General features: G+C 63.0%; 21 protein-coding genes. 6 read left to right on the top strand and 15 right to left on the bottom strand.

The genetic code is table 11. From position 1 onward, the window contains the following. Positions 1–6 precede the first annotated feature (6 nt). Positions 7–687 (bottom strand): F0F1 ATP synthase subunit A, encoded by a 681-nt coding sequence (locus MKZ91_RS14380; protein ID WP_336171606.1) that lies wholly within the window; start codon positions 685–687, stop codon positions 7–9. 329 nt (positions 688–1,016) lie between these two features. Further along, on the bottom strand, positions 1,017–1,922 hold the full coding sequence (locus MKZ91_RS14375; RefSeq protein WP_336171603.1) for an aminoglycoside phosphotransferase family protein: 906 nt from the start codon (positions 1,920–1,922) through the stop codon (positions 1,017–1,019). A 271-nt stretch (positions 1,923–2,193) separates the two neighbouring features. Here MKZ91_RS14375 and MKZ91_RS14370 point away from each other — a divergent pair, with 271 nt between their 5' ends. Next, positions 2,194–3,120: a DUF6030 family protein gene (locus MKZ91_RS14370; protein ID WP_336171601.1), complete on the top strand. Its 927-nt coding sequence runs from the start codon at positions 2,194–2,196 to the stop codon at positions 3,118–3,120. A gap of 31 nt (positions 3,121–3,151) precedes the next feature. Here MKZ91_RS14370 and MKZ91_RS14365 read toward each other — a convergent pair whose 3' ends face one another. Continuing rightward, complete coding sequence (locus MKZ91_RS14365) at positions 3,152–3,583, bottom strand: Lrp/AsnC family transcriptional regulator (protein ID WP_336171599.1); 432 nt, start codon at positions 3,581–3,583, stop codon at positions 3,152–3,154. Positions 3,584–3,708: 125 nt separating this feature from the next. Between MKZ91_RS14365 and MKZ91_RS14360 the strand changes: the two genes are divergently transcribed. Then, on the top strand, positions 3,709–4,812 hold the full coding sequence (locus tag MKZ91_RS14360) for a saccharopine dehydrogenase family protein (protein WP_336171597.1): 1,104 nt from the start codon (positions 3,709–3,711) through the stop codon (positions 4,810–4,812). 86 nt (positions 4,813–4,898) lie between these two features. On the opposite strand, the gene MKZ91_RS14355 is transcribed toward MKZ91_RS14360, so the two are convergent. From MKZ91_RS14355 to MKZ91_RS14320, 8 genes are all read right to left on the bottom strand, one after another. Next, positions 4,899–6,326: a mannose-1-phosphate guanylyltransferase/mannose-6-phosphate isomerase gene (locus MKZ91_RS14355; RefSeq protein WP_336171596.1), complete on the bottom strand. Its 1,428-nt coding sequence runs from the start codon at positions 6,324–6,326 to the stop codon at positions 4,899–4,901. 189 nt (positions 6,327–6,515) lie between these two features. Then, on the bottom strand, positions 6,516–6,917 hold the full coding sequence (locus tag MKZ91_RS14350; protein WP_058321802.1) for a F0F1 ATP synthase subunit epsilon: 402 nt from the start codon (positions 6,915–6,917) through the stop codon (positions 6,516–6,518). Positions 6,918–7,033: 116 nt separating this feature from the next. Next, complete coding sequence (atpD, locus tag MKZ91_RS14345; protein WP_336171593.1) at positions 7,034–8,551, bottom strand: F0F1 ATP synthase subunit beta; 1,518 nt, start codon at positions 8,549–8,551, stop codon at positions 7,034–7,036. 24 nt (positions 8,552–8,575) lie between these two features. Further along, entirely contained in the window at positions 8,576–9,457 is an 882-nt protein-coding gene (locus MKZ91_RS14340; protein ID WP_336171592.1) for a F0F1 ATP synthase subunit gamma, read from the bottom strand. Positions 9,458–9,484: 27 nt separating this feature from the next. Continuing rightward, positions 9,485–11,014: a F0F1 ATP synthase subunit alpha gene (gene atpA, locus MKZ91_RS14335; RefSeq protein WP_336171590.1), complete on the bottom strand. Its 1,530-nt coding sequence runs from the start codon at positions 11,012–11,014 to the stop codon at positions 9,485–9,487. Then, positions 11,014–11,574 carry a F0F1 ATP synthase subunit delta gene (locus MKZ91_RS14330; protein ID WP_336171589.1) on the bottom strand — a complete coding sequence of 187 codons (561 nt, stop codon included), beginning with the start codon at positions 11,572–11,574 and terminating at the stop codon, positions 11,014–11,016. The genes atpA and MKZ91_RS14330 overlap by 1 nt, the downstream gene beginning before the upstream one ends. A gap of 264 nt (positions 11,575–11,838) precedes the next feature. Beyond that, positions 11,839–12,225, bottom strand: coding sequence for an AGROH133_08824 family phage infection protein (locus MKZ91_RS14325; protein WP_336171588.1), 387 nt, complete (start codon positions 12,223–12,225; stop codon positions 11,839–11,841). A 209-nt stretch (positions 12,226–12,434) separates the two neighbouring features. Continuing rightward, positions 12,435–14,651 carry a primosomal protein N' gene (locus MKZ91_RS14320; protein ID WP_336171587.1) on the bottom strand — a complete coding sequence of 739 codons (2,217 nt, stop codon included), beginning with the start codon at positions 14,649–14,651 and terminating at the stop codon, positions 12,435–12,437. A 180-nt stretch (positions 14,652–14,831) separates the two neighbouring features. Here MKZ91_RS14320 and fsa point away from each other — a divergent pair, with 180 nt between their 5' ends. After that, positions 14,832–15,485, top strand: a complete 654-nt coding sequence (gene fsa / locus MKZ91_RS14315; protein ID WP_336171585.1) for a fructose-6-phosphate aldolase — start codon at positions 14,832–14,834, stop codon at positions 15,483–15,485. A 343-nt stretch (positions 15,486–15,828) separates the two neighbouring features. Here fsa and MKZ91_RS14310 read toward each other — a convergent pair whose 3' ends face one another. Both MKZ91_RS14310 and MKZ91_RS14305 read right to left on the bottom strand, forming a co-directional pair. Continuing rightward, positions 15,829–16,962, bottom strand: coding sequence for an AAA family ATPase (locus MKZ91_RS14310; RefSeq protein ID WP_336171583.1), 1,134 nt, complete (start codon positions 16,960–16,962; stop codon positions 15,829–15,831). Positions 16,963–17,027: 65 nt separating this feature from the next. After that, entirely contained in the window at positions 17,028–17,951 is a 924-nt protein-coding gene (locus tag MKZ91_RS14305) for a GNAT family N-acetyltransferase (RefSeq protein ID WP_336171581.1), read from the bottom strand. A 134-nt stretch (positions 17,952–18,085) separates the two neighbouring features. Between MKZ91_RS14305 and MKZ91_RS14300 the strand changes: the two genes are divergently transcribed. Both MKZ91_RS14300 and MKZ91_RS14295 read left to right on the top strand, forming a co-directional pair. After that, positions 18,086–19,021, top strand: a complete 936-nt coding sequence (locus MKZ91_RS14300; protein ID WP_336171579.1) for a tyrosine recombinase XerC — start codon at positions 18,086–18,088, stop codon at positions 19,019–19,021. A gap of 99 nt (positions 19,022–19,120) precedes the next feature. Beyond that, positions 19,121–20,209 carry a TraB/GumN family protein gene (locus MKZ91_RS14295; protein WP_336171577.1) on the top strand — a complete coding sequence of 363 codons (1,089 nt, stop codon included), beginning with the start codon at positions 19,121–19,123 and terminating at the stop codon, positions 20,207–20,209. Positions 20,210–20,286: 77 nt separating this feature from the next. Here the strand turns inward: MKZ91_RS14295 and MKZ91_RS14290 are convergent, their stop codons facing one another. Further along, on the bottom strand, positions 20,287–20,754 hold the full coding sequence (locus tag MKZ91_RS14290; RefSeq protein ID WP_336171576.1) for a DUF2867 domain-containing protein: 468 nt from the start codon (positions 20,752–20,754) through the stop codon (positions 20,287–20,289). A gap of 228 nt (positions 20,755–20,982) precedes the next feature. On the opposite strand from MKZ91_RS14290, the gene MKZ91_RS14285 reads away from it, so the two are divergent. Beyond that, the gene (locus tag MKZ91_RS14285; protein WP_336171574.1) at positions 20,983–21,477 is read left to right on the top strand and encodes an acyl-CoA thioesterase; all 495 of its coding nucleotides are present in this window, start codon (positions 20,983–20,985) and stop codon (positions 21,475–21,477) included. A gap of 154 nt (positions 21,478–21,631) precedes the next feature. Here the strand turns inward: MKZ91_RS14285 and lpdA are convergent, their stop codons facing one another. Further along, complete coding sequence (gene lpdA / locus MKZ91_RS14280) at positions 21,632–23,038, bottom strand: dihydrolipoyl dehydrogenase (protein WP_336171573.1); 1,407 nt, start codon at positions 23,036–23,038, stop codon at positions 21,632–21,634. Positions 23,039–23,062: the final 24 nt, after the last annotated feature.

The raw sequence follows: 23,062 nt of genomic DNA, 5'->3' as shown, positions 1-23,062 counted from the left end.
TCACGCTCAATGGCTCGGATGAAGAGCGTCGTTGAGATACATGCAGGTCAGCATGGTGAAGATATAGGCCTGGATGATCGACATCAGCAGTTCCAGCCCCGTCAGCGCCACCGTCATCATCAAGGGTAGTACCGCGCCCAGCATGCCCAGCGCACCGAAACCGGTGAGGCTGACGACGAAGCCGGCGAAAACCTTGAGCGTGATGTGACCGGCGAGCATGACAGCAAACAGACGCACCGAATGGCTGACAGGACGCGAGAGGTAGGAGACCACCTCGATCGGAATGATTATCGGCGCCAGCACCAAAGGCACGCCAGAGGGCATGAACAGCCGGAGAAAACCGAAACCGTGGCGGGATAGGCCATAGAGCGTCATCGTCAGGAAGACGAGCAGCGCCAGCGCAAAGGTGACGGCGATATGGCTCGTGACCGTGAAGGCATAGGGAACCATGCCGATCAGGTTGGCGGTAAGGATGAACATGAACAGCGAGAAGACCAGCGGAAAGAAGCGCATGCCCTTCTCCCCGGCATTCTCGCGCAACGTCTTTGCCGCGAACTCGTAGAGGATCTCGGCCGCCGACTGCGCCCGGTTCGGCACCAGACCGCGCCTGCGGGTCGACAGGATCAGGAAGACGCCGGCGATCGGAAAGAGCGTCTTGATTTCAAATTGTTCGATGGGTCCAGCCATCATCAACCTCGTTGTTGGCGATGAGACGGTCGGCGGCACACCGGCGTCGGCCGCCGGCGCGTCAATCTGTTGTTGTGTAAGGGAGGGACAGCCGAAGTCGTCGTACGGGACGGTCGCTCCAGACGGAGGTGCTCAGTTGCTCAAGGAAATAAAGGGGCGCACGGGCGCGCCACGGGCGGTAGGGCTGATGCAATCGACTCCAGTATCTCGGTCGAGATAGTGGGGCCGTCCCCGGGCGTTGCTTCGACGCGGGTCGTCCCGCTTGCGCCTGACCTAGAGACTAATGGACCTTGGGTCAAGCCGGCCGGCGTCCGATCCGTGTCCTGGCACTAGCCGAACCGTCGATGGTCTTCGAGCACCGCATCGATCACGCTGCGCTGCCTCGTCCTTTCGCTGGCGGGTGCTCCGGTCATTCCGGCGACGACGATCAGTGCCTTCCATAGTGTCCAGCCACGCGCGCGCGCCCAGGTGCCGCGATCAAACGCCATGCCGTCGCGAAACACCTCGCGGGCGTCACCACTAAAAAACGTCCAGGCGATGGCAAGGTCGCAGGCCGGGTCGCCGATGCCCGAGGTGCCGAAATCGATGACGGCACTCAGCCGGCCATCCTCGACCAGCAGATTGCCCCAGGCGATATCACCGTGGAACCAGACGGGTGTGCCCCGGAACGGTGCGGCGAGCGCAGCTTCCCAAACGGCCTGCGCCGCCTCCGTATCGATCTGCGCCTCAAGAAGGCGAAGCGCGCGACGCGTCTCCTCGTCATAGAAGGCAGGCGGGCCCCCGCGATGAAAATTGTGGTCTCCGGGCAAGGGCCCTTCCGTCGCATCCGCGCGCATGAGCGCGTGAAGAAAGGAAGTGAGATCCCGCGCCAGCAGCGCGAGATCGTCAACCCGCTTGACCGCCAGCGTCTCACCCGGCTGCCAGCGGTAGACCGACCACGGCCAGGGAAAGCCCTCTCCCGGCATGCCCTTGGCAAGCGGCATCGGGATGGGCAGCGGCAGTTGCGGTGCCAGTTGCGGCAGCCAGAGATGTTCCTTTTCCACCTGCTCGACGTAGCGTTCCGCACTCGGCAGACGCGCGGTCATATCGTCGCCGAGCCGGAACGTTCTGTTGTCCCATCCGCCTGGCTCGATCGGCAGCACGTCGAGATCCGACCAATCCGGAAACTGTGCAGCGATCAGCCGCCGAACGAGCGGTGCGTCGATAGAGGAGGCGGCGAATGTCGACGCTGTCATCACAAACCCTACTGCCGGTACAAACACCGCCGACCAAACTATGGAGCCGCCTCTCAATTTCAACTCTTTGTTCACGGCACTTTTGGTTCGACGAGGATGCAGACTGTCGCGCCGCATTGATCGGCGGTTGCATATTGCCGCCGCCGCAGATTTCGAGGATGAAGAAGGCTTGGACACATTGATGACTTGAGACCATGGAAACCCGGCCGATCGTTCGCCTTTCGCTGCAGGCTCTGCGCCTCATCGCCCGAAACCGGGCGGGCGAGGTGGCATGAGCGCGCCCAAGGGAAAGACGCCAACAGGAAGGCCCCGCCGTACGGGTCTGCGCTTCTTCCTGGTCGTGCTCCTGTTGATCGTCACGGCGATTGTCACGACCGCCCTGCTTGCCAATGAACAGCGCAATCTCAAGAAGCTTTTGCTGGCATTCGGCCTTCCGACGACCTTTCTCGAAAAAGAGAAGCCTGCCGAACAGGAGACAGCCAGGCCGGCGAGGCGCCAACCGCCGCAGATCGCACTGCCTGCCTGGACCTTCCAGGACCTGCAGACGCCGGAGCAGCAGTTCCTGCGCGTCATCCGCAGCGATCCGAAGGCACTCTGCGACGAACTCCGGGAGGCCGGCTTCCGTGAACTGGAATGGAAATCAAGCGCCGGCGAACGCGGACAATGGGAGTGCTCCTCGCTCGTCAGCTTCCCCCGCCCGGGTGAAGACAAGCCCTCGTCGATCTTCATCTTCGTCAAGGGCAGCGGTGAGGAGGAGATCACTTCCTTCCGCGTCAAGCTCAACATCGAACGCCAGGACGATGCTCAGGCGGTGACGACAGCAGCCGCGCGCGCGGCGTCCGTGTTCCTGGATCACGTGCGCTGGGCAGATGCCGCAAGCGTCACGCTGCAGATCCAGGCGCTGAGGGAATTCGACCTCAGGCACTTCGGCAGCCGCGTCCAGTTCAAGCGCGAATCCGACGAGGTGACGCGGCGCTTCAACTTTCTTGCCAACCAGCCACCGCGCGCACGGCCCAAGAGCATTGCCGAGCTTTACTTCGACCGGACCAAGTGGCTCGCCTATGGCGACGCCCGCATGCGCAGCTTCGTTCAGGGGCCTTCGGCCTGGAACGCGCCCGCGAAGGTACCCGATGGCAGCGAAGCCACGACGGATGGCGAGCGGCTGGAGGCGCCCTCTCCCTCGCACCGCGCGCCGTAGGGCGGCGAGCCAGGCTTGCGGAGAAGCAAGCCTAGCGATCGATCCGGGTCGAAAGAATGATCGACGAGAGGGTGCGATCGACGCCATCGATCTCGCCGATGCGGTCGATGAGCAGGTCGAGTTCGTTGATGGAAGCAGCAGCAACGACGGCGATGAGATCGAAGCTGCCACTGACCGAATGCAAGGTGCGGATCTCACGGATGGCGCTGAGCTCCGGGGTGACGCGGCTGAGCGCCCGCGGCGCGATGGTGATCAGAACATGCGCCTTGACCAGGCCCTGCTCGTAGCTTTCCGACAGACGAACGCCATAGCCGGCAATCACGCCCTCGCGCTCGAGCCGCTCGATGCGGGCCTGCACCGTCGTGCGCGACAGACCGAGCCGCCGGGCGATCGTCGCCGTCGGCATCCGGGCGTTTTCGCTGAGGATGGCCAGAAGCTCCCGGTCCTTGTCGGTGATCTGCATTTCGTCGGTCCTTATCGGCGATCTGCCGAATATAGATAGGCGATTTAGTCATAATGGCGCTTCAAATCAACACCCCCTCACCCGACAATAGGGGCAGAAACAGTTCTCATACCCTGGGGGAAAGAATGAAGGATATCGTCGTCATCGGAGCAGGCAAGATCGGCTCCACCATCGCTCGCATGCTCGCCCATACCGGCGACTACAGCGTCTGCGTCGCAGACCGCGCCGCCGAGCAGTTGGAGCAGGTCGAAAAGCATGCAGCGATCACGACGGCAACCGTCGACATCGGTGACAAGAAGGCCCTCGTCGCGCTTCTCTCCGGCAAGTTCGCCGTGCTCAGCGCCGCTCCCTTCCACCTGACCGTCGCAATCGCCGAAGCCGCCGCCGAAGCCGGCATCCACTACCTGGACCTGACCGAAGACGTCGAATCCACCCGCCAGGTCAAGGCGATCGCCGCCAAGGCCAACACCGCCTTCATTCCGCAGTGCGGCCTCGCACCGGGCTTCATCTCGATCGTCGCCAACGATCTTGCCAGCCGCTTCCAGACGCTCGAAAGCGTGCGCATGCGCGTCGGCGCGCTGCCGCAGTACCCGTCGAACGCCCTGAACTACAACCTGACCTGGAGCACCGACGGCGTCATCAACGAATACATCGAGCCCTGCGAGGCGATCGTTGAGAGCAACCTGATCGAAGTGCCGGCCATGGAAGAGCGCGAAGAATTCTCGCTCGACGGCGTCACCTACGAAGCCTTCAACACCTCGGGCGGTCTTGGCACCCTCTGCGAGACGCTGAAGGGCAAGGTCCGGACGCTTAACTACAAGACCATCCGCTATCCTGGCCATGCCGCGATCATGAAGGCGCTTCTGAACGACCTCGGCCTGCGTCACCGCCGCGAAGTCCTGAAGGACATCTTCGAAAATTCGCTGCCGACCACCACCCAGGACGTCGTCGTGATCTTCGTCACCGTTTCGGGCTTCCGCGATGGCCGCCTGATCCAGGAAACCTACGCCAACAAGGTCTATAGCGGTGTTGTTGCCGGTCGCATGCAGAGCGGCATCCAGATCACCACGGCAGGCAGCATCTGCGCCGTGCTCGACCTGCTCGCCGAAGGCAAGATCGCCTCGAAGGGCTTCGTTCGCCAGGAAGACATCGCACTCGATACTTTCCTCGCAAACCGCTTCGGCCACTACTACGCCCAGAAGAGCGAAACCGAGCGTGTCGCCGGCTGAGCTTTCTCAGTGCGAACGTTCTGACTTCAATGCCCGGGTCTTCGCCCGGGCATTTTTCGTTTCCCTTGTCCGGATCTCCGAGAGCGTCAGCTCCGGCCGAACTCATCCTCGATGCGGGTGATGTCGTCTTCGCCGAGATAGGAGCCCGTCTGCACCTCGATCAGTTCCAGCGGAATCTTGCCCGGATTGTAGAGCCGGTGCACGGTGCCCGGCGGGATATAGACCGACTCGTTCTCATGCAGCAGCCGCGTCTCGCCGGCCATGGTGATTTCTGCCGTGCCACGCACCACGATCCAGTGTTCCGCCCGGTGGTGGTGTTTCTGGAGCGAGATCTTCTTGCCGGGCGTCACGCGCAGGCGCTTGACTGCGAAACGCTCGCCGTCCGAGATCGCCGCCACCGCGCCCCAGGGGCGATAGGAGGTTGGGTGAACCTCGGTCAGGGCCGTCGTGCGGGGCGACCGCGCCAGCGTCTTGACGATGTTGCCGACACTCTGGCTGTCATCGAGCCGACCGACATAGACGGCATCCTCGCCGGCAATCACGGCCACGTCTTCGAGCCCCTGCACCGCCAGGTGGATGTCGCGGGAGAGAACCAGCGAATTGCGCGTGTTCGACACCGTCGCCCGGTCGGTAACGACATTGCCGTCGCTGTCCTTTCGGCCCGTCTTCCACACAGCATCCCAGCTTCCGAGATCGGACCAGGCAAAGGAAGACGGAACCACGGCCGCCCGCTCGGTCCGCTCGAACACCGCATAGTCGACGGAAATATCCGGCGCGCGCGCGAAGCTTGCAGCTTCGAGCCGGGAAAAGTCGAGGTCTTTCCTGATACCTTCGACGGCGAGTCTGGCCGCTTCCCACACGTCCGGTGCGTGGTGCTTCATTTCGTCGAGGAAGGGTTTGACCGGCAACATGAACATGCCGGAATTCCAGAGGTAGCGACCTGTCTCCAGCATCGCTACGGCCTTTGCCCGATCCGGCTTCTCGACGAAGCGCGCCACCCGGTTCGCACCGGCCGTCAGTTCTTCTCCCTGTTCGATGTAGCCGTAGCCAGTCGCCGGCTCCGTCGGTGTGATGCCGAACGTCACCAGTTCGCCGTGGCGTGCCGCCTGGTGCGCCCGCAGGATGCAATCCTGATAGATGGCTCCGGCATCGATCTCGTGATCCGAGGCGAGCACCTGCATGATCGCCGCCTTGCCGAAGCGCGCGAGGATCGAGAAGGCGGCCGCCGCGAGCGCCGGCGCGGTGTTGCGCGCCACCGGCTCAAGCAGGATGTCGCCCAGTTGAGTGTCGATTGCCCGCGCCTGTTCGGCGACGATGAAGCGAAAGTCGCTGTTGGTGACCACGATGGCCGGCTCATAGCGGGCCGGGTCACGAACGCGCTCGAGCGTCTGCTGGAACAGCGAACGGTCCGAGAGGATCTGCAGGAACTGCTTCGGCGCGGCAGAGCGCGACAGAGGCCACAGACGGGTGCCTTTTCCTCCGGCCATGACCACCGGAACAATCTTCGACGACATACCTGCCCCTCTTACTCGGTTGACCCCCCGCAGGCCAATACAAGGCCGCCGATAAACAATAGCTAAAGCGGGCGCTCCGGGCAAAGTCCTATCGCCGAAAGGTTGGTCGCGACATCATGTCGGCGGCCAATAAAAAACCCCGCTCGAAGGCGGGGTTCTTGAATTCCGTTACCCTTCCGGGTGTCCCTTTCAGGCCGGGATCACGATCTCGCCGAGCTTCGTCAGTTCAGCGACGAACTGCTCAAGACGGGTCTTCTTCTCGTCGCCCGCACCTTCCAGCTCCGCACGAACCGCGTCAATGCGGTTCTCAAGAACCGTACGGTCGAGTTCGTCGACGTGAACGGCAGATTCGGCGAGCAACGTGCAGCCGGTCGGCAGGATGTCGGCAAAGCCGCCAAACACGGCAAAGCGCTCGGTCTTGCCGTCTGCCGTCTTCACCGTGACCACGCCAGGCTTGATCGTCGTCATCGTCGGCGCGTGATTGGCCATTACGGTCATCTCGCCCTCGGTCGCCGGAAGAACGACTTCCGTCACCTTTTCGGAGAGCAACAGACGCTCGGGGGAAACAAGCTCAAAGTTGAAATCGGCCATGACCATTCACTTCTTGTGGGCGCGCCACCTAAAGGCGGCTGTGCGTGTCTTCCCTGCCCTTATCGAAAGGCAGGATGAAAGCCTCGGCGCGGGTGGCGCCGAGGCTTAAAGTGCTATCAAGCGGCTTCAGCAGCCAGCTTCTTGGCCTTTTCGATCGCTTCTTCGATCGAGCCGACCATGTAAAATGCAGCTTCCGGCAGGTGGTCGTACTCGCCGTTGACCAGGCCCTTGAAGCCCTTGATCGTGTCTTCGAGAGCAACGAGCTTGCCCGGCGAACCGGTGAAGACTTCGGCGACGAAGAACGGCTGCGACAGGAAGCGTTCGATCTTACGAGCGCGGGCAACGGCCAGCTTGTCTTCTTCAGACAGTTCGTCCATGCCCAGGATGGCGATGATGTCCTGGAGAGCCTTGTAGCGCTGCAGGGTCGTCTGGACCTTACGCGACACTTCGTAGTGCTCTTCGCCGACGATCATCGGGTCGAGCATGCGCGACGTGGAGTCGAGCGGGTCAACGGCCGGATAGATGCCCTTTTCGGCGATCGAGCGCGACAGAACGGTCGTTGCGTCCAAGTGGGCGAACGAGGTTGCCGGCGCCGGGTCGGTCAAGTCGTCGGCCGGAACGTAGATGGCCTGAACCGAGGTGATCGAACCCTTGGTCGTGGTGGTGATGCGTTCCTGCATCTGACCCATGTCGGTCGCCAGCGTCGGCTGGTAACCCACGGCCGAAGGAATACGGCCGAGCAGAGCCGATACTTCGGAACCTGCCTGGGTGAAGCGGAAGATGTTGTCGACGAAGAACAGAACGTCCTGGCCCTTGTCGCGGAAGTCTTCAGCGATCGTCAGACCGGTCAGAGCGACGCGAGCGCGTGCGCCCGGCGGTTCGTTCATCTGGCCGTATACGAGCGCGGCCTTGGAGCCTGCGCCGCCGCCGTGCTTGTTAACGCCGGACTCGATCATTTCGTGGTAGAGGTCGTTGCCTTCGCGGGTACGTTCACCCACGCCTGCGAATACCGAATAACCACCGTGCGCCTTGGCGACGTTGTTGATCAGTTCCATGATGAGAACGGTCTTGCCAACGCCTGCACCGCCGAAGAGGCCGATCTTACCGCCCTTTGCGTAGGGAGCGAGAAGGTCGACGACCTTGATGCCGGTGACGAGGATCTGCGCTTCCGTCGACTGCTCGACGTAGGACGGCGCTTCCTGGTGGATGGCGCGCTTGCCGGAGGTGACGAGCGGACCTGCTTCGTCAACCGGCTCGCCGATGACGTTCATGATGCGGCCGAGCGTTTCGTCGCCGACCGGAACCGTGATCGGTGCGCCGGTGTCGGTGACAGACTGGCCGCGAACCAGACCTTCGGTCGAGTCCATGGCGATCGTGCGGACGGAGTTTTCGCCGAGGTGCTGTGCGACTTCGAGAACGAGGCGGTTACCGTTGTTGTCGGTCTCCAGCGCGTTCAGGATCTGCGGAAGCTGGCCTTCTTCGAACGCGACGTCGACGACGGCGCCGATGACCTGCGTTACGCGACCGACAGAGCCGGTTGCGGCGACTGCTGCGGTCTTGGCGGAAGCTGCCTTCCTCGGTGCAGCGGGCTTCTTCTCCGCTACGGTTTCTTTCGGGGTAGCTGCCTTAGCCATAATCCTTACCCTCTTCTCGTGACCTTAGAGCGCTTCCGCGCCCGAGATGATTTCAATGAGTTCCTTGGTGATCTGAGCCTGGCGCTGACGGTTGTAGTTCAGCGTCAGCTTGTTGATCATCTCACCAGCATTGCGCGTCGCGTTATCCATCGCGCTCATCTTGGCGCCCATTTCGCCGGCGACGTTCTCGAGCAAGGCCCGGAAGATCTGCACGGAAATGTTGCGCGGAATGAGATCGCTCAAGATCGCGCCCGCGTCCGGCTCATATTCGTAGACGGCCGAAGCATCCGATGCTTCCGCTGCGACCGGGCCGGCCGAAGCGGGGATCAACTGCTGAGCCGTCGGAATCTGGGCGATAACGGACTTGAACTCAGAATAGAACAGCGTGCAGACATCGAACTCGCCCTTTTCGAAGAGCGCGATGACCTTGTGGCCAATCTGGTCGGCGTTTTCAAAGCCGATCTTCTTGACTTCACGCAGGTCGACACGATCGATGATCAGCGACGCGAATTCGCGACGCAGAATATCGAAGCCCTTCTTGCCGACGCAGATGATCTTGACCGTCTTGCCGGCTGCAAGCAGCTTGCGAACGTGGTCGCGGGCATGACGGGCGATCTGCGAGTTGAAGCCGCCGCAAAGGCCGCGTTCAGCCGTGCAGACGACCAGAAGGTGCGTATCGTCCTTGCCGGTTCCGGTCATCAGGGCAGGTGCACTGTCGTCCGCGCCAACCGCCTGGGCGATGTTGGCGAGAACGGCAGCCATGCGCTGCGAGTAAGGCCGGGCGGCCTCGGCCGCCTCCTGCGCACGCCGAAGCTTCGCCGCGGCGACCATTTTCATCGCCTTGGTGATCTTCTGCGTCGCCTTGACGGAGGCGATCCGGTTCTTCAGATCCTTAAGTGAAGGCATCCGTTATCCGTCCTAAATGAAATCCGCTCAGGCGAAAGACTTGGCGAAGCTGTCGATAGCAGCCTTCAGCTTGCCCTTGACGTCGTCGGAGATCGCCTTGTCCTTGCGGATGGTTTCCAGGATGTCCTTGCCTTCCGAACGCATGTACGAAAGCAGGCCCTGCTCGAACTTGCCGACCTGGTTGACCGGCAGCTTGTCGAGGTAACCATTGACGCCTGCGAAGATGACAGCAACCTGCTCTTCCGTCTTCAGCGGCGAGAACTGCGGCTGCTTCAGGAGTTCGGTCAGGCGTGCACCGCGGTTCAGGAGGCGCTGCGTAGCGGCGTCGAGGTCCGAGCCGAACTGCGCGAAGGCGGCCATTTCGCGATACTGGGCGAGTTCGCCCTTGATCGAGCCGGCAACCTGCTTCATCGCCTTGATCTGCGCGGCGGAACCGACGCGCGAAACCGACAGACCGACGTTAACGGCCGGACGAATGCCCTGGTAGAACAGGTCGGTTTCAAGGAAGATCTGGCCGTCGGTGATCGAGATCACGTTGGTCGGGATGAACGCCGAAACGTCGTTGCCCTGCGTTTCGATGACCGGCAGAGCCGTCAGCGAGCCAGCGCCGTTGTCGTCGGAGAGCTTTGCAGCGCGCTCGAGCAGGCGGGAGTGCAGGTAGAAAACGTCGCCCGGATAAGCTTCGCGACCCGGCGGACGGCGCAGCAGCAGCGACATCTGACGGTAGGCAACGGCCTGCTTGGACAGGTCGTCGTAGCCGATGAGGGCGTGCTTGCCGTTGTCACGGAAGTATTCGCCCATCGCGCAGCCGGCGAACGGTGCGAGGTACTGCATCGGAGCCGGATCGGAAGCCGTCGCAGCAACGATGATCGAGTACTGCAGGGCGCCGCGCTCTTCCAGAACCTTCACGAACTGGGCAACCGTCGAACGCTTCTGGCCGATTGCGACGTAGACGCAATACAGCTTGTCACCTTCCGGACCATTGTCGTGAATGGCCTTCTGGTTGAGGATCGTGTCGAGGATGATGGCGGTCTTGCCGGTCTGGCGGTCGCCGATGACGAGCTCGCGCTGGCCGCGGCCAACCGGGATCAGAGCGTCGATGGCCTTGAGGCCGGTCGACATCGGCTCATGAACCGACTTGCGCGGAATGATGCCCGGAGCCTTGACGTCAACGCGGGCGCGCTGCTTGGCGTTGATCGGGCCCTTGCCGTCGATCGGGTTTCCGAGCGCGTCGACGACGCGGCCGAGCAGTTCCGGACCAACCGGGACGTCCACGATGGCGCCAGTCCGCTTGACGGTGTCGCCTTCCTTGATGTCGCGGTCCGAACCGAAGATAACGACACCGACGTTGTCGGCTTCGAGGTTCAGCGCCATGCCGCGAATTCCACCCGGGAATTCGACCATTTCGCCTGCCTGAACATTGTCGAGGCCGTAGACGCGGGCAATACCGTCACCGACGGAAAGCACCTGACCGACTTCGGAGACTTCTGCTTCCTGGCCGAAATTTTTGATCTGATCTTTGAGAATTGCGGAAATTTCCGCGGCGCGGATATCCATCAGCCGACCTCTTTCAGTGCAAGCTTAAGGGTAGAGAGTTTGGTGCGAAGGGAGGTGTCAATCTGGCGGGACCCGACCTTGACGATCAGACCACCGAGAATAGACGGGTCGACGGTGACGTTGACCGCCACGTCTTTGCCGGTGACGCTTTTCAGCGTCGCCTTCAATTCAGTTTCCTGCGCTGCGGTGAGCGCATGGGCCGACGTGACGTCGGCAGAAATTTCGCCACGGTGGCGTGCGGCGATCAGGCGGAACGCCTTGATCATGCCCGGCAGCGCGAAGAGGCGGCGGTTGCGGGCAACGACCTTGAGGAAGTTGCCGACGAGCCCGGAGATGCCAGCCTTTGCGGCAACTGCCGAAATGGCCTTGAACTGGTCGTCTGCAGAAAAGACCGGGCTGGCGATCAGCCGCTTCAGGTCGTCGCTGCCGTCGACCAGGGTCTGGACGCGGGCAAGATCCGCTCCGACTGCCTCGACCGAACCGGCGCTGAGCGCGAGTTCAAAAAGCGAGGACGCATATCTTTCTGCAACACCGGAAATAAGCTGGGATGTGTCTGCCACGGGCACAAGCTTCTCTCAATTTCATCCAAGAACCTTGCTGGCGGTGGGCCGTCAACTTAAGATCTTGAATTTGCTGCAATAATTTGCAGGATATCGAGGCCTGGCGACCCACTTCCCCCGCAATTCGCGGTTCGTCTAGCATAGGATGTTTGGACTCGCAACACGCGAACGGCAGGAATGCGGCATAAGTCGGCCACCTTTGGCCGAATTTTGCCGTAAATTGGGTTCTCGGGTTGTGAATCGCGGGGAAGCCTGCGACCGCGATCAGATCATGCCGAAGACGTAGCCGAGCGGAAGGATGGCAAGCGCCACCTGAACGAAGAGCGCCAGCCAGTTGTAGAGCGTGGCGCCGTTGTCACTCATCATCGACAGGATTCGCCCGAAGGCGGCAAGCGCGAAGGCGGCGCCAACGGCGAGATAGACCATCGGCTGCGCCAAGAGGATCGCTGCCAGCCCAAGGCCGAGATGCATGCCGCCCATGGTGGAGCGCGCTTCGGCAAGGCCGCCGCGCCGGCCCTCGGCGACACCGATACCGGCGGCGCGAAAGGCAAGCCGCGGCGCAAACAGCATGACGACGCCGATCAGCGCTGCTGCCGCCGCCGCACAGAAGGCGAGGAACTCGCCAGTTTCCGTCGGAATGTAGAACTCCATGCCCGTTCCCGCAGATGAGCGCCATTGCCGCCGCCCCTGTTTGGCCGTTCGGCCGTTGGAGCGAAGCGTCTGAGACCTCTAGCGCATGTCGCTCCGGTTGTGAATCGCCTGCCGTCGAATAGCGGCGGCGATCACAGGAAACTTGAGATGAGAGCGTCCTTGAGGCGAGAGCATCTGGCTTCAAGTGATTCCACTTGAGGCAGGATGCTCTAGAGGAAGCTCTGGGGATCGATGTCGAGTTGGACGCTGATCGAACCGCGCTCCTTCGGGCCTGCGGCAATCATCGCCTTGACGAAGGCCTGCATGTCGCTGTTGCGCCGGCCGTGCACCAGCAGGCGGAACCGGTGCCGGCCGCGGATCAGGGCCAGCGGTGCCTCTGCCGGACCGAGGATCGAGATGCCGTCTGTCCGGGGTGCCGCCATGCGCAGGCCGCGCGCATGGCTCTCGGCATCCTGGCGCGTGTCGGCCGAGACGATCAGCGAAGCGAGGCGGCCGAAGGGCGGCAAAAGCGCCTTTTCGCGCTCGGCGATCTCGCGGTCGTAGAAGGCGTCAGCGTCGCCGGACACGATCGCCTGCATCACCGGATGCTGCGGCTGATAGGTCTGCAGCAGACCGAGGCTCTTGAGACCAGTTCGCCCGGCACGGCCAGTCACCTGGGAGAGCAGCTGGAACGTCCGCTCGGCCGCCCGCGGATCGCCATTGGCAAGCCCGAGATCGGCGTCGACGATGCCGACGAGCGTCATCAGCGGGAAATTGTGCCCCTTGGCAACGAGCTGGGTGCCGATGACGATATCGGCTTCACCACGGGCGATTGCCTCCAGTTCCAGCCGCAGCCGCTTCACGCCCATGAGGTCGGAAGAAAGCACGATCGTGCGCGCCTCCGGGAAATGCCGCTCCACCTCCTCGGCGATACGCTCGACGCCCGGACCGCACGCCGCGAGGTGGTCGAGCGTGCCGCATTCGGGGCAGGCCTCCGGCGTCCTTTCCGTATAGCCGCAATGGTGGCACTGGATCTGCCCGCGAAACCGATGCTCGACGAGCCAGCTCGAACAATCCGGGCACTGGAAGCGATGGCCGCAAACGCGGCAGAGCGTGAGCGGCGCATAGCCACGCCGATTGAGGAACAACAGCGCCTGCTCGCCGCGCTCGACCGCCTTGCCGACCTGGTTGAGAAGCACCGGCGACAGAAAGCCGCCGCGCGCCGGCGGATGCTGGCGCATGTCGACGACACCGAGCCTGGGCAGCGCCGCATCGCCGAACCGTGTCGGCAGATGGATCGGCTTGTAGCGGCCGACCTCGCCATTGACCCGGCTTTCGACCGAGGGCGTCGCCGAGACGAGCACGACGGGAAAGCCGGTGATGCGGCCACGCACGACCGCCATGTCGCGGGCATTGTAGAAGACGCGGTCTTCCTGCTTGTAGGCCGGGTCATGCTCCTCATCGACGATGATCAGGCCCAGGTCCTCAAACGGCAGGAACAGGGCCGATCGGGCGCCGGCAACGACGCGCACGTCGCCCGTCGTCACCTGGCGCCAGACCTTTTCGCGAGTGCGCGGCGCCAGATCCGAATGCCACTCTGCAGGCTTGGCGCCGAAACGGTCCTGGAAACGCTCAAGGAAGCTCGACGTCAGCGCGATCTCCGGCAACAGGATCAGCACCTGCTTGCCGGCGCGCAACGTCGCGGCGATCGCCTCGAAGTAGACCTCCGTCTTGCCCGAGCCGGTGATGCCGTCAATCAGCGATACCGAGAAGCCCCCCTCTTCCACCGCCGCCAGCAGATCGGCCGCCGCGTCCTTCTGCGGACCTTCGAGCCGAGGGGCAATGAAATCCGGATCCGGCAAGGCGACCACCGGCGGCGGCGCCATGAACACCGTCTCGAACACGCCCTGCTGGGTCAGCCCGTCGATCACGCTTGAGGAGGTGCCGGCAGCATGCGCGAGCCCTGAACGCGTCCAGGAGAAGCCGTCGCTTGCGGCGGCAATCACGCGCTCGCGCGCCGCCGTCATGCGTTCCGGCCGCATGTCGGTAAGACGCAGCGCCTCGACCATCGGTTCTGGATCGAAAGCGGCAGGCGCGCGCAGTGCCATGCGGGCGACAAGCCCCGGTGGCGTGACCGTGTAAGTCGCCACCCAATCGAGAAAGGTTCGCATATCGCGCGTCAGTGGCGGGCAGTCGAACACCTTCTCGATTGTCTTCAGTTTCTTCGGATCGACCGAACCGTCATCGTCTCCATCCCAGACGACACCGACGACGAGGCGGGGCCCGAGCGGCACTTGCACGATCGAGCCCGGCTCAACCGCCATGCCATCGGGAACCGCATAGGAATAGGCTTTCGGCGCCGGCATGGGCACCAGGACCGGCACGACGCGACGGACCGAAACGGGCCCGAGCAAATCGCCGAATAAATCGGTTGAATCGCGAGTCATTTTGCCGTGACCTTGCCACGTGTTTCGGTTAAAGAAAACTGCGCTGCGAACCGCAGCCTTGCAGGCCGCAGGGTTTGTCACGGTTCCACCAGAGTTTCAACGCGCGCGATCTCTGCCAACGGAATTCCTCCCCGGTAGATATGCGCCCGAACGGCAATCGTGCCCCAAGGGAGTGACTCCATGAAATTTTTCGTTGATACCGCCGACGTCAAGGAAATCCGCGAGCTGAACGATCTCGGCCTTCTCGATGGCGTCACCACCAACCCGTCGCTGATCCTGAAGTCGGGCCGCGACATCACGGAAGTCACCAAGGAAATCTGCTCGATCGTCGAAGGCCCGGTTTCGGCTGAAGTGACCGCGACCGAATACGCCGAGATGATGAAGGAAGCCGCCGTTCTCTCGAAGATCGCCGACAACATCTGCATCAAGCTGCCGCTGACGCTGGATGGCCTCAAGGCCTGCAAGGCGCTGACCTCGAACGGCCACCAGACCAACGTGACGCTGTGCTTCTCGGCCAACCAGGCGCTGCTTGCCGCCAAGGCCGGCGCGACCTTCGTCTCGCCCTTCGTCGGCCGCCTCGACGACATCGCCTTCGACGGCATGGACCTGATCCGCGAAATCCGCCACATCTTCGACAACTATGGCTACGAGACCGAAATCCTCGCTGCCTCGATCCGCACCGTGAACCACGTCAAGGAAGCCGCCCTGATCGGCGCCGACGTCGTCACCGCACCGCCGGCAACGCTGAAGGCTCTCGTCAAGCATCCGCTGACCGACAAGGGCCTCGAGATGTTCCTGGCCGACTGGGCCAAGACCGGCCAGAAGATCGCCTGATCGATCAGCGATCACGCGCAGAATCTGCAGGGCTCCGCAGCGATGCGGGGCCCTTTTTCATTTCTGCTGTTTTGGGGATCCGGATAATTCTTTCATATGGCAGGCGCAGGCCGCTGCGCAGTCGTGTTTGCCCCTCTCCTCGGGTTTAACCCGAGGACCAGCCATCTCCCCGCGGGCGGGGAGATGGGGACGTGGATGCCGCTCACTCTCCTCCCGAGGTTCGCTCTCGAGATGACAACATAGCTTGATCGGGGGCGGTGTGGGCGAGGGTGCAGCGACGCTCCTTCGCCCCGCAAGCGGGAAGAAGGTGGCCGGCAGGCCGGATGAGGGGCAGAATTCGATGTTAGTCGTCGTCGTCCATCAGCCCTGTCAGCCGCATGCCGTCGATCCAGGTGGCGCTGTCCTTGCGGATCACCCGGCGCGGACGAATGCCGCAGCGCTGGCGCACTTCGTCGGCCAATCGCTCCGAATGGGTGACGATCCAGATCTGGCTCTCCCTGGAAGCGCTGGCGATCATGTCGGCCAACGCCGGCAACATGTCCGGATGCAAGCTCGTTTCGGGCTCGTTGAGCGCGATGAAGCGGGGACGGCGGTAGGAAAGCAGCGCTGCCGCCAGCGCCAGGAAGCGCATCTGCCCGTCGGAAAGCTCGCGCGGCGAAAAGGGCCGGTTAGGAAAATCCGGGAAGACCAGCGAGAATTCGGCGAACTGTCCGGGATCGGGGACCTCCAGGTGAGCGCCGCCAAAGGCGTCGGCGACCGCCCGGTCGAGATCGACAGTGTCCTCGCGCGTGTGTCGGAGCGTTGCAAAGACCGCCGCCATGTTCACGCCCGTCTCGTCGAGCATCGGCGCCGTGACCGCAAGACAAGGCAGCCGCAGCGGCGAATCGCGGTCGGTGCGAAAGCCATGGAAAAAACGCCACTGGTCGACGGCGCGGCGGAAGGTTCCGACCTCCGGATAGTGGCCGGCATCACCGAGCAGCGAGATCGCCGTTTCTGAAGTCAACGCCTGTTCGGGATAGTCCTCCATCCGCCCGCGTTCGCCGCGCACGAAGATGCCAGGGCCGGAGCGCTTCATCATCGTCACCGGCCGGCGGCCGGTCTCGACGGTCAGTTCCTCTTCCTTGACCTGCGGCTCGTAGGCGAAACCGGCAGCGGCCTTTGGTGGGCGCAGCCCGGCCTCGATGCGGTAGTGGAAGGTGACCGCCCGCTCCTCGTCCAAAAGTTCGGTTTCCAGTCGTATGCGCGCGGGCTTGTCGGCGCGTCGGCGGCCACTCCACAGCGCCGACGACATGCCGCCCTCTTCGGCGATCTCCCGCGCCAGCGTGCCGCGCGTCGCCGATTGCACCAGCTGAAGCGCGCGATAGAGGTTGGATTTTCCGACACCGTTCTCACCGATGAACAGGTTGACGCCCGTCAGATCCATGCGGATCGACTTCAACGAGCGGTAGTTTTCGGCAAACATGGATTGTAGCAGCATGGGCCAGACCTAGCCCATCCACAGCCCGACGTGAAGTCCGCGAACAGGGTCGAGGTGTGCGAACCCTAGAGCGCAGCCGCCAATTGCAGCTTCGGCCGAAAGTGTGCGTCGGCGTCCACGGCAAGGTCGAAGACCGTGTGCCGTTCGAGCGCCTTCGTCACCTCACCCGCCTCGCCATCGAGAGCCTCCGGCGGGATCAGGTTGCCGATGCGGAAATCGAAGAGGTCACCCTTCTTGTTGAGCAGTTCGTGGAACACGGTCATGTCGCGCAGCTCGGTCGACCACTTGGCAAACCAGTAGAACAGGCCGGAATTGCGCGCGCTCATATGCACGGGGAGAATCGGCAAGCCGTACTTGCGGGCAAACCCGACCGCCGACGTCTTCCACGGCCGCTCGTTGAGGCGCCCGTCGGCCCAGTAGGCGATGCGACCGGAGGGAAACAGCACCGTTGCCTTGCCTTCGCCGATCGCCCGGTTGGTAACCTGCAGGGTTTCGCGGGCCTTCAGCTTGCTCTTGTGCTCCTCGCGCCACTCGACCGGAATGACCATTTCGACGAAGCGCGGATTGACGCGGATGGCGTCGCGGTTGGCGAAGAACATCATGTCCGGTCGCCGCGCCTTGAGCAGATCGAAGACGGCGATGCCGTCGGCAATGCCGGTCGGGTGGTTGCTGACGAGCAGGAAACCGCCCTTGGCCGGAATGCGCTCGGCCCGGTCGACGCGTACATCCAGCGACAGCAGCGAACTCAAATGTTCGAAGGCCTGGAAGCCCGGCATGTTGGCGACCGCATCGGCAAACTCGTGCGCCTTGCGGTAGTTCAACAATGTGTAGAGAAAGGGCCGCATCGCGGGCCATAGCGGACTCTTGACGAGGCGCTGTCCGCGCTCTGCGATCAAGGTGTCGACGATGTGGCCAGGCTTTCCCTGTGAGACCAGGGCGATTACTTCAGCAAAATGCGCGATTCCGTTCACCGAATCCCGTCCCGCCATAGTCCGATCCGATTCTTTCCGGCTGACCATCGCAATTCTATATGATCGAAGAATGACAGATTCCAAGGGCGCATTAGCAAAAACCTAAGATGCGTCAGGGCATTGTCGCGACTGGACTATCCTGGGAATCGACCATGAATGAGCTCATCGTCATCGGCCATCCGGAGCTGCTTGCCGAGCGCAAGCGTTGGCTCGACGGGCTCACGCGGGAACGCCGCCTTTCGGACAAGACGGTCGAAGCCTATGAACGCGACACCCGCCAGTTCCTGACATTTCTGACCGGCCACCTCGCCGGGCCGCCGCGGCTCGCCGATATCAGGGCCTTGCGTCCGGCCGATCTGCGCGGTTTCCTTGCGCAGCGTCGCAAGGCGGGCGCCGGCGCTCGCACGCTCGGCCGAGGACTTGCCGGGCTGCGCTCGTTCTTGCGCTTCCTCGAGCGCAATGGCCTGGCGAACGCTGCTGGTGCCGCCGCCGTGCGCTCGCCGAAGCAACCGAAATCGCTGCCGAAGCCGCTCACCGATCGCGAGGCGCTCAACGTCGTGACCGCGGACGCCCAGCTTGCCGAGGAGCCCTGGATTGCCGCGCGCAACGCCGCGGTGCTGACCCTGCTTTACGGCTGCGGCCTGCGCATTTCCGAAGCGCTCGGGCTCACACCGGGCGATTTTGCCGGCGCATCCACGTCGCTGCGCGTCGTCGGCAAGGGCGACAAGACCCGCATCGTGCCGTTGATCGATGCTGCGCACGCCGCCGTCGCCACCTATCTCAAGCTCTGCCCCTATCAGATCGCGGCGGACGCGCCGATGTTTCGCGGTGCGCGCGGCGCCAAGCTGCAGCCGGCGATCATCCAGCGCGAGATGCAAAAACTGCGCGGCGCGCTTGGCCTGCCTGACACGGCAACACCGCATGCGCTGCGCCACTCCTTCGCTACCCATCTTCTTGCCGGTGGCGGCGACCTCAGGACCATCCAGGAACTGCTCGGCCATGCCAGCCTGTCGACGACCCAGGTCTATACCGGCGTCGATTCCGCCCGGCTTCTCGATATCTATGATCGCGCCCATCCGCGCGCCTGATTTTCGGCGAAGCAGTGGATTAACCATTCCCATTAAGGAAGCCGTGACCGGCCCGGGCATAGGGTCGGATAGCGACCGTCCGATTGCCGGGGAAACACGATGACCGCCTTTGCGAGACCAGCCCGAGACCTGCGAAACCTGGCGACCAAGGCAGCCGACGGCGCCTTGTGGTTGATCGCCTTGCTGCACGTCGTTCTCGCTGCCTGCCTCATCACGGCGCTCCTCTTTGTGAGCGACGCTGGCGCGACCGAGGTTGAGGCCTGCGGCGGCGAAAATGTCCTGACCGCTCTCGGCAAGTCGGACCCGGCGAAGCTCGCAAGCCTTGAGGCGGAAGCGGCCGCCGTCCCCAATGGCAAGGGTATCTTCTGGAAAGTCGAGAAGGACGGTATCGCGCCGTCCTGGCTGCTCGGCACCATGCATGTCACCGACCCGCGCGTTCTGGCGCTGCCGGCAGAGGCGCCGGCCGCCTTTGCAGCAGCGTCGACGGTCATCGTCGAATCGGACGAAATCATCGACGAGAAGAAGTCAGCCGCAGCGATCCTGATGCGGCCCGACCTGACGATGTTCCCGGACAACAAGACGATTGCCGATTTCCTCACACCCGAAGATCAGAAGCGGTTGGAGAGCGGCCTCAAGCAGCGCGGCATTCCGCTGACGCTGGTCGCCCGGATGAAACCCTGGATGATTGCCAGCTTCGTCGCGCTGCCTGCCTGCGAGATCAGCCGCAAGGCAGCGGGCGCATCCTTCCTCGACAAGAAGCTTGCCGAGGACGCGGTAAACCAGGGCAAGACGCTGAAGGGCCTCGAGTCCCTTATCGAACAACTATCAGCCATGGACTCCCTGCCAACCGAGATGCACTTGCAGGCGCTGATCGAGACCTTGGCACTCGGCAAGGCGATCGACGACGTGCTCGCGACGACGACGGACCTCTATCTCGCCGGTGACACCGGCATGATCATGCCGATGATGAAGTCCGTCTCCGAGACCGCATCGAGCCAGGATTTCGGCTACGCCGATTTCGAGCAGCGCATCATCATCGACCGGAACAAGACGATGGCGACGCGCGCCGAGCCGATCCTGAAGGACGGCGGGGCCTTCATGGCCGTCGGCGCGCTGCACCTGCCGGGCAAGGAAGGTCTCGTCGAACTGTTGCGCGCAAAGGGCTTCACCGTCACCCGCGCCGACTGAAGCAATGCCAGTAAAAGTGGGAAGAGGTTTTGCGTCGGCAACCGTTTCATTTCGAATGATCTGGTCTTAGCGGCTGCTTACCGCAACCCACCCATGAGAGTCGGCACGATCATCTTGTGGAAGGGCATGACTGCCGCCAGATACACGCGCCCCAGCGCGTTGTGACGGCGGATCAGGGTCGTGACGCCAACGATCTGGTTGACCGAAGAACCGGCCCTGACATCGACGACAATGCGAAAATCGAGATGCTTGTCGTCAAAACCAAGCACCACTTCGTCGTCGCTCTTGGACAACACCGGAAATGCTCCGACCAGTCCGAACCGTCCCGGCCTCGGCGCCGCCGCTTTCAGTCCGACGGCAGAAACCATGCGATTGCGCAGGCGAAGCAGGTCGCGGACCCATCGCGGCGAACGGCCAAGCGACAATTCAGCGGCCTGCGCCGCAGTCATGCCTTTGCCATCGAGGGCCAGCTCGAAGCGGTCGGCCCAGTCGGCACCCGGGAGATGCGGATTCGGCAAGGAGACGGCCACGGCTCTCGGTTTCATATTCCCTCCTGTCGCATCGGCACCGGTTCCCATGTAGAAAAGAGCATGATCGCGCCCTCGGCCGTCGCTGCACAGGGCGCCCCTTGTCGCAGCCCTCGGGCCAATCGTCACACCCCGCCTGCCGGATCAATCGGACACCCGCCGGCGCACCGGCCCTTCCCTTCGTGGCGACAAGCTCGCATAACTCTGACCAGACGTCGCAAACAACATCCAGGCAGGAGGTGACCCATGGAAACCAGCCATGACCCGCGCGAACTCGAGATGGTCGTGTTGATGACGCCCGACATGGCGAACTTCAGCGGCAAGGTCCATGGCGGAGCGTTGCTCAATCTGCTCGATCGCGTGGCGTTCTCCTGCGCCTCGCGCTATTCGCAGCAATATGCCGTGACGCTCTCGGTCGACCAGGTGACCTTCCGCCAGCCGATCCTCGTCGGCGAACTCGTCACCTTCCGCGCCGCCGTCAACAATGCCGGCCGCACCTCGATGGAGATCGGCATCCGGGTCGAGGCGGAAAACATCCGGAGCGGCGAACGGCGCCATACCAATTCCTGTTATTTCACCATGGTTGCCGTCGATGCCGAAGGCACACCGACACCCGTGCCTGCGCTGGTCACCGACACTGCCGACCGCAAGCGTCGACAGCGGGCGGCCGAGGCGCGACGCAGCCTCAGGCGCGAGTTTGAAGAGCGCTTCCACGCGCTCAGGTCTGCTTCTGAAGAGTAAGCGATCGCCGGCGTCTGACAGGAAAGACCAGCGGCTGCAATGTCAGCTAACGTTGACGCTGTACAGGCGAAACGCGCCACGACAACAACCAGCACGTTGCAAGCGTGCGGCTGGCAAAAGGGGGCCGCTTGCCGCAGCCCCCTCCAAAAACTCATCACATGTGGATCGGCTTGAAGAAGGTCGAAAGTGCCGCTTCCTTGACCGCTTCCGACATGGTCGGATGCGCGTGGCAGGTGCGGCCGAGATCTTCCGACGAACCGCCGAATTCCATCAGCACGGCGATCTCGTGGATCATCTCGCCGGCGCCGAAGCCGACGATGTGGCCGCCGAGAACGCGGTCGGTTTCCTTGTCGGCAAGGATCTTGACGAAGCCGTCGGTGGCGAGCATGGCGCGCGCACGGCCGTTGGCGGTGAACGGGAACTTGCCGACCTTGTAGGCGACGCCTGCAGCCTTCAGCTCTTCCTCGGTCTTGCCGACGGAGGCGACTTCCGGCTGGGTGTAGACGACACTCGGGATGACGTCGTAGTTCACGTGGCCGGCCTGGCCTGCGAGGATTTCCGCAACCGCCACACCTTCGTCTTCCGCCTTGTGGGCGAGCATCGGGCCGCGCACGACGTCGCCGATCGCGTAGATGCCGGCAACGCTCGTCTGGAAGTGATGGTCGATCTCGACCCGGCCGCGCTGGTCCATGACGACGCCGGCCTTATCGAGGCCGAGGCCGTCGGTGTAGGGCTTGCGGCCGGTGGCGATCAGCACGACATCGGCTTCGAGCGTCTGGGCGTCGCCGCCCTTGACCGGCTCGTAGGTCACCTTGGCGCCCTTGCCGTCCTTGACGACGCCGGTCACCTTGGCGCCGAGCTTGAACTCCATGCCTTGCTTGGCGAGCATGCGCTGGAACTGCTTGGCGACGTCGCCGTCCATGCCGCCGAGAATGGTGTCGAGATACTCAACGACCGTGACCTTGGCGCCGAGACGGGCCCAGACCGAGCCAAGCTCGAGGCCGATGACACCGCCGCCGACGACGATCATGTTGGCCGGCACCTTTTCAAGCGCAATGCCGCCCGTGGACGAGATGATGACCTTCTCGTCGATGTCGACCTGAACGCCCGGAATGCCGGCAACGTCGGAGCCGGTGGCGATCACGATGTTCTTGGTCTCGAGGATCTGCTCCTCGCCCTTGTCGTTGGTGACGGAAACCTTGCCCTGGCCGAGAACCTTGCCGGTGCCCTGGATGCCGTCGATCTTGTTCTTCTTGAACAGGAACGACACGCCGTCGACGTTAGCCTTAACGGTCGCATCCTTGTGCGCCATCATTTTTTCGAGGTTCAGCTTCGGCGCGGCAACCTCGACGCCGAGCGCGTCGACGCCGTGAGCGACCTGGTGGAACATCTCGGAGGCATGCAGCAGCGCCTTTGAAGGGATGCAGCCGATGTTGAGGCAGGTACCGCCATAGGTGGCGCGCTTTTCGACGACGGCCACCTTCAGGCCGAGCTGGGCCGCCTTGATGGCGCAGACATAGCCGCCGGGGCCGCTGCCGATAACGATGAGATCATATGCCATTTGAATATCCTTCCTTCAGGGGCG

The sequence above is a fragment of the Ensifer sp. MJa1 genome, assembly GCF_037026475.1.
Taxonomy (GTDB): Bacteria; Pseudomonadota; Alphaproteobacteria; order Rhizobiales; family Rhizobiaceae; genus Ensifer.
Note: the sequence above shows the minus strand (reverse complement) of the source record. Positions and strands in the feature narration are given on the sequence as shown.

Bases quoted from the DNA above. Each gene is read 5' to 3' on its own strand.
- MKZ91_RS14365 (WP_336171599.1), bottom strand. From the start codon at position 3,583: ATGCAGATCACCGACAAGGACCGGGAGCTTCTGGCCATCCTCAGCGAA.
- MKZ91_RS14285 (WP_336171574.1), top strand. From the start codon at position 20,983: ATGGAAACCAGCCATGACCCGCGCGAACTCGAGATGGTCGTGTTGATG.
- MKZ91_RS14320 (WP_336171587.1), bottom strand. From the start codon at position 14,651: ATGACTCGCGATTCAACCGATTTATTCGGCGATTTGCTCGGGCCCGTT.
- MKZ91_RS14295 (WP_336171577.1), top strand. From the start codon at position 19,121: ATGACCGCCTTTGCGAGACCAGCCCGAGACCTGCGAAACCTGGCGACC.
- MKZ91_RS14355 (WP_336171596.1), bottom strand. From the start codon at position 6,326: ATGTCGTCGAAGATTGTTCCGGTGGTCATGGCCGGAGGAAAAGGCACC.
- MKZ91_RS14370 (WP_336171601.1), top strand. From the start codon at position 2,194: ATGAGCGCGCCCAAGGGAAAGACGCCAACAGGAAGGCCCCGCCGTACG.
- MKZ91_RS14305 (WP_336171581.1), bottom strand. From the start codon at position 17,951: ATGGCGGGACGGGATTCGGTGAACGGAATCGCGCATTTTGCTGAAGTA.
- atpA (WP_336171590.1), bottom strand. From the start codon at position 11,014: ATGGATATCCGCGCCGCGGAAATTTCCGCAATTCTCAAAGATCAGATC.
- lpdA (WP_336171573.1), bottom strand. From the start codon at position 23,038: ATGGCATATGATCTCATCGTTATCGGCAGCGGCCCCGGCGGCTATGTC.
- atpD (WP_336171593.1), bottom strand. From the start codon at position 8,551: ATGGCTAAGGCAGCTACCCCGAAAGAAACCGTAGCGGAGAAGAAGCCC.
- MKZ91_RS14350 (WP_058321802.1), bottom strand. From the start codon at position 6,917: ATGGCCGATTTCAACTTTGAGCTTGTTTCCCCCGAGCGTCTGTTGCTC.
- fsa (WP_336171585.1), top strand. From the start codon at position 14,832: ATGAAATTTTTCGTTGATACCGCCGACGTCAAGGAAATCCGCGAGCTG.
- MKZ91_RS14300 (WP_336171579.1), top strand. From the start codon at position 18,086: ATGAATGAGCTCATCGTCATCGGCCATCCGGAGCTGCTTGCCGAGCGC.
- MKZ91_RS14380 (WP_336171606.1), bottom strand. From the start codon at position 687: ATGGCTGGACCCATCGAACAATTTGAAATCAAGACGCTCTTTCCGATC.
- MKZ91_RS14325 (WP_336171588.1), bottom strand. From the start codon at position 12,225: ATGGAGTTCTACATTCCGACGGAAACTGGCGAGTTCCTCGCCTTCTGT.
- MKZ91_RS14340 (WP_336171592.1), bottom strand. From the start codon at position 9,457: ATGCCTTCACTTAAGGATCTGAAGAACCGGATCGCCTCCGTCAAGGCG.
- MKZ91_RS14310 (WP_336171583.1), bottom strand. From the start codon at position 16,962: ATGCTGCTACAATCCATGTTTGCCGAAAACTACCGCTCGTTGAAGTCG.
- MKZ91_RS14290 (WP_336171576.1), bottom strand. From the start codon at position 20,754: ATGAAACCGAGAGCCGTGGCCGTCTCCTTGCCGAATCCGCATCTCCCG.
- MKZ91_RS14375 (WP_336171603.1), bottom strand. From the start codon at position 1,922: ATGACAGCGTCGACATTCGCCGCCTCCTCTATCGACGCACCGCTCGTT.
- MKZ91_RS14360 (WP_336171597.1), top strand. From the start codon at position 3,709: ATGAAGGATATCGTCGTCATCGGAGCAGGCAAGATCGGCTCCACCATC.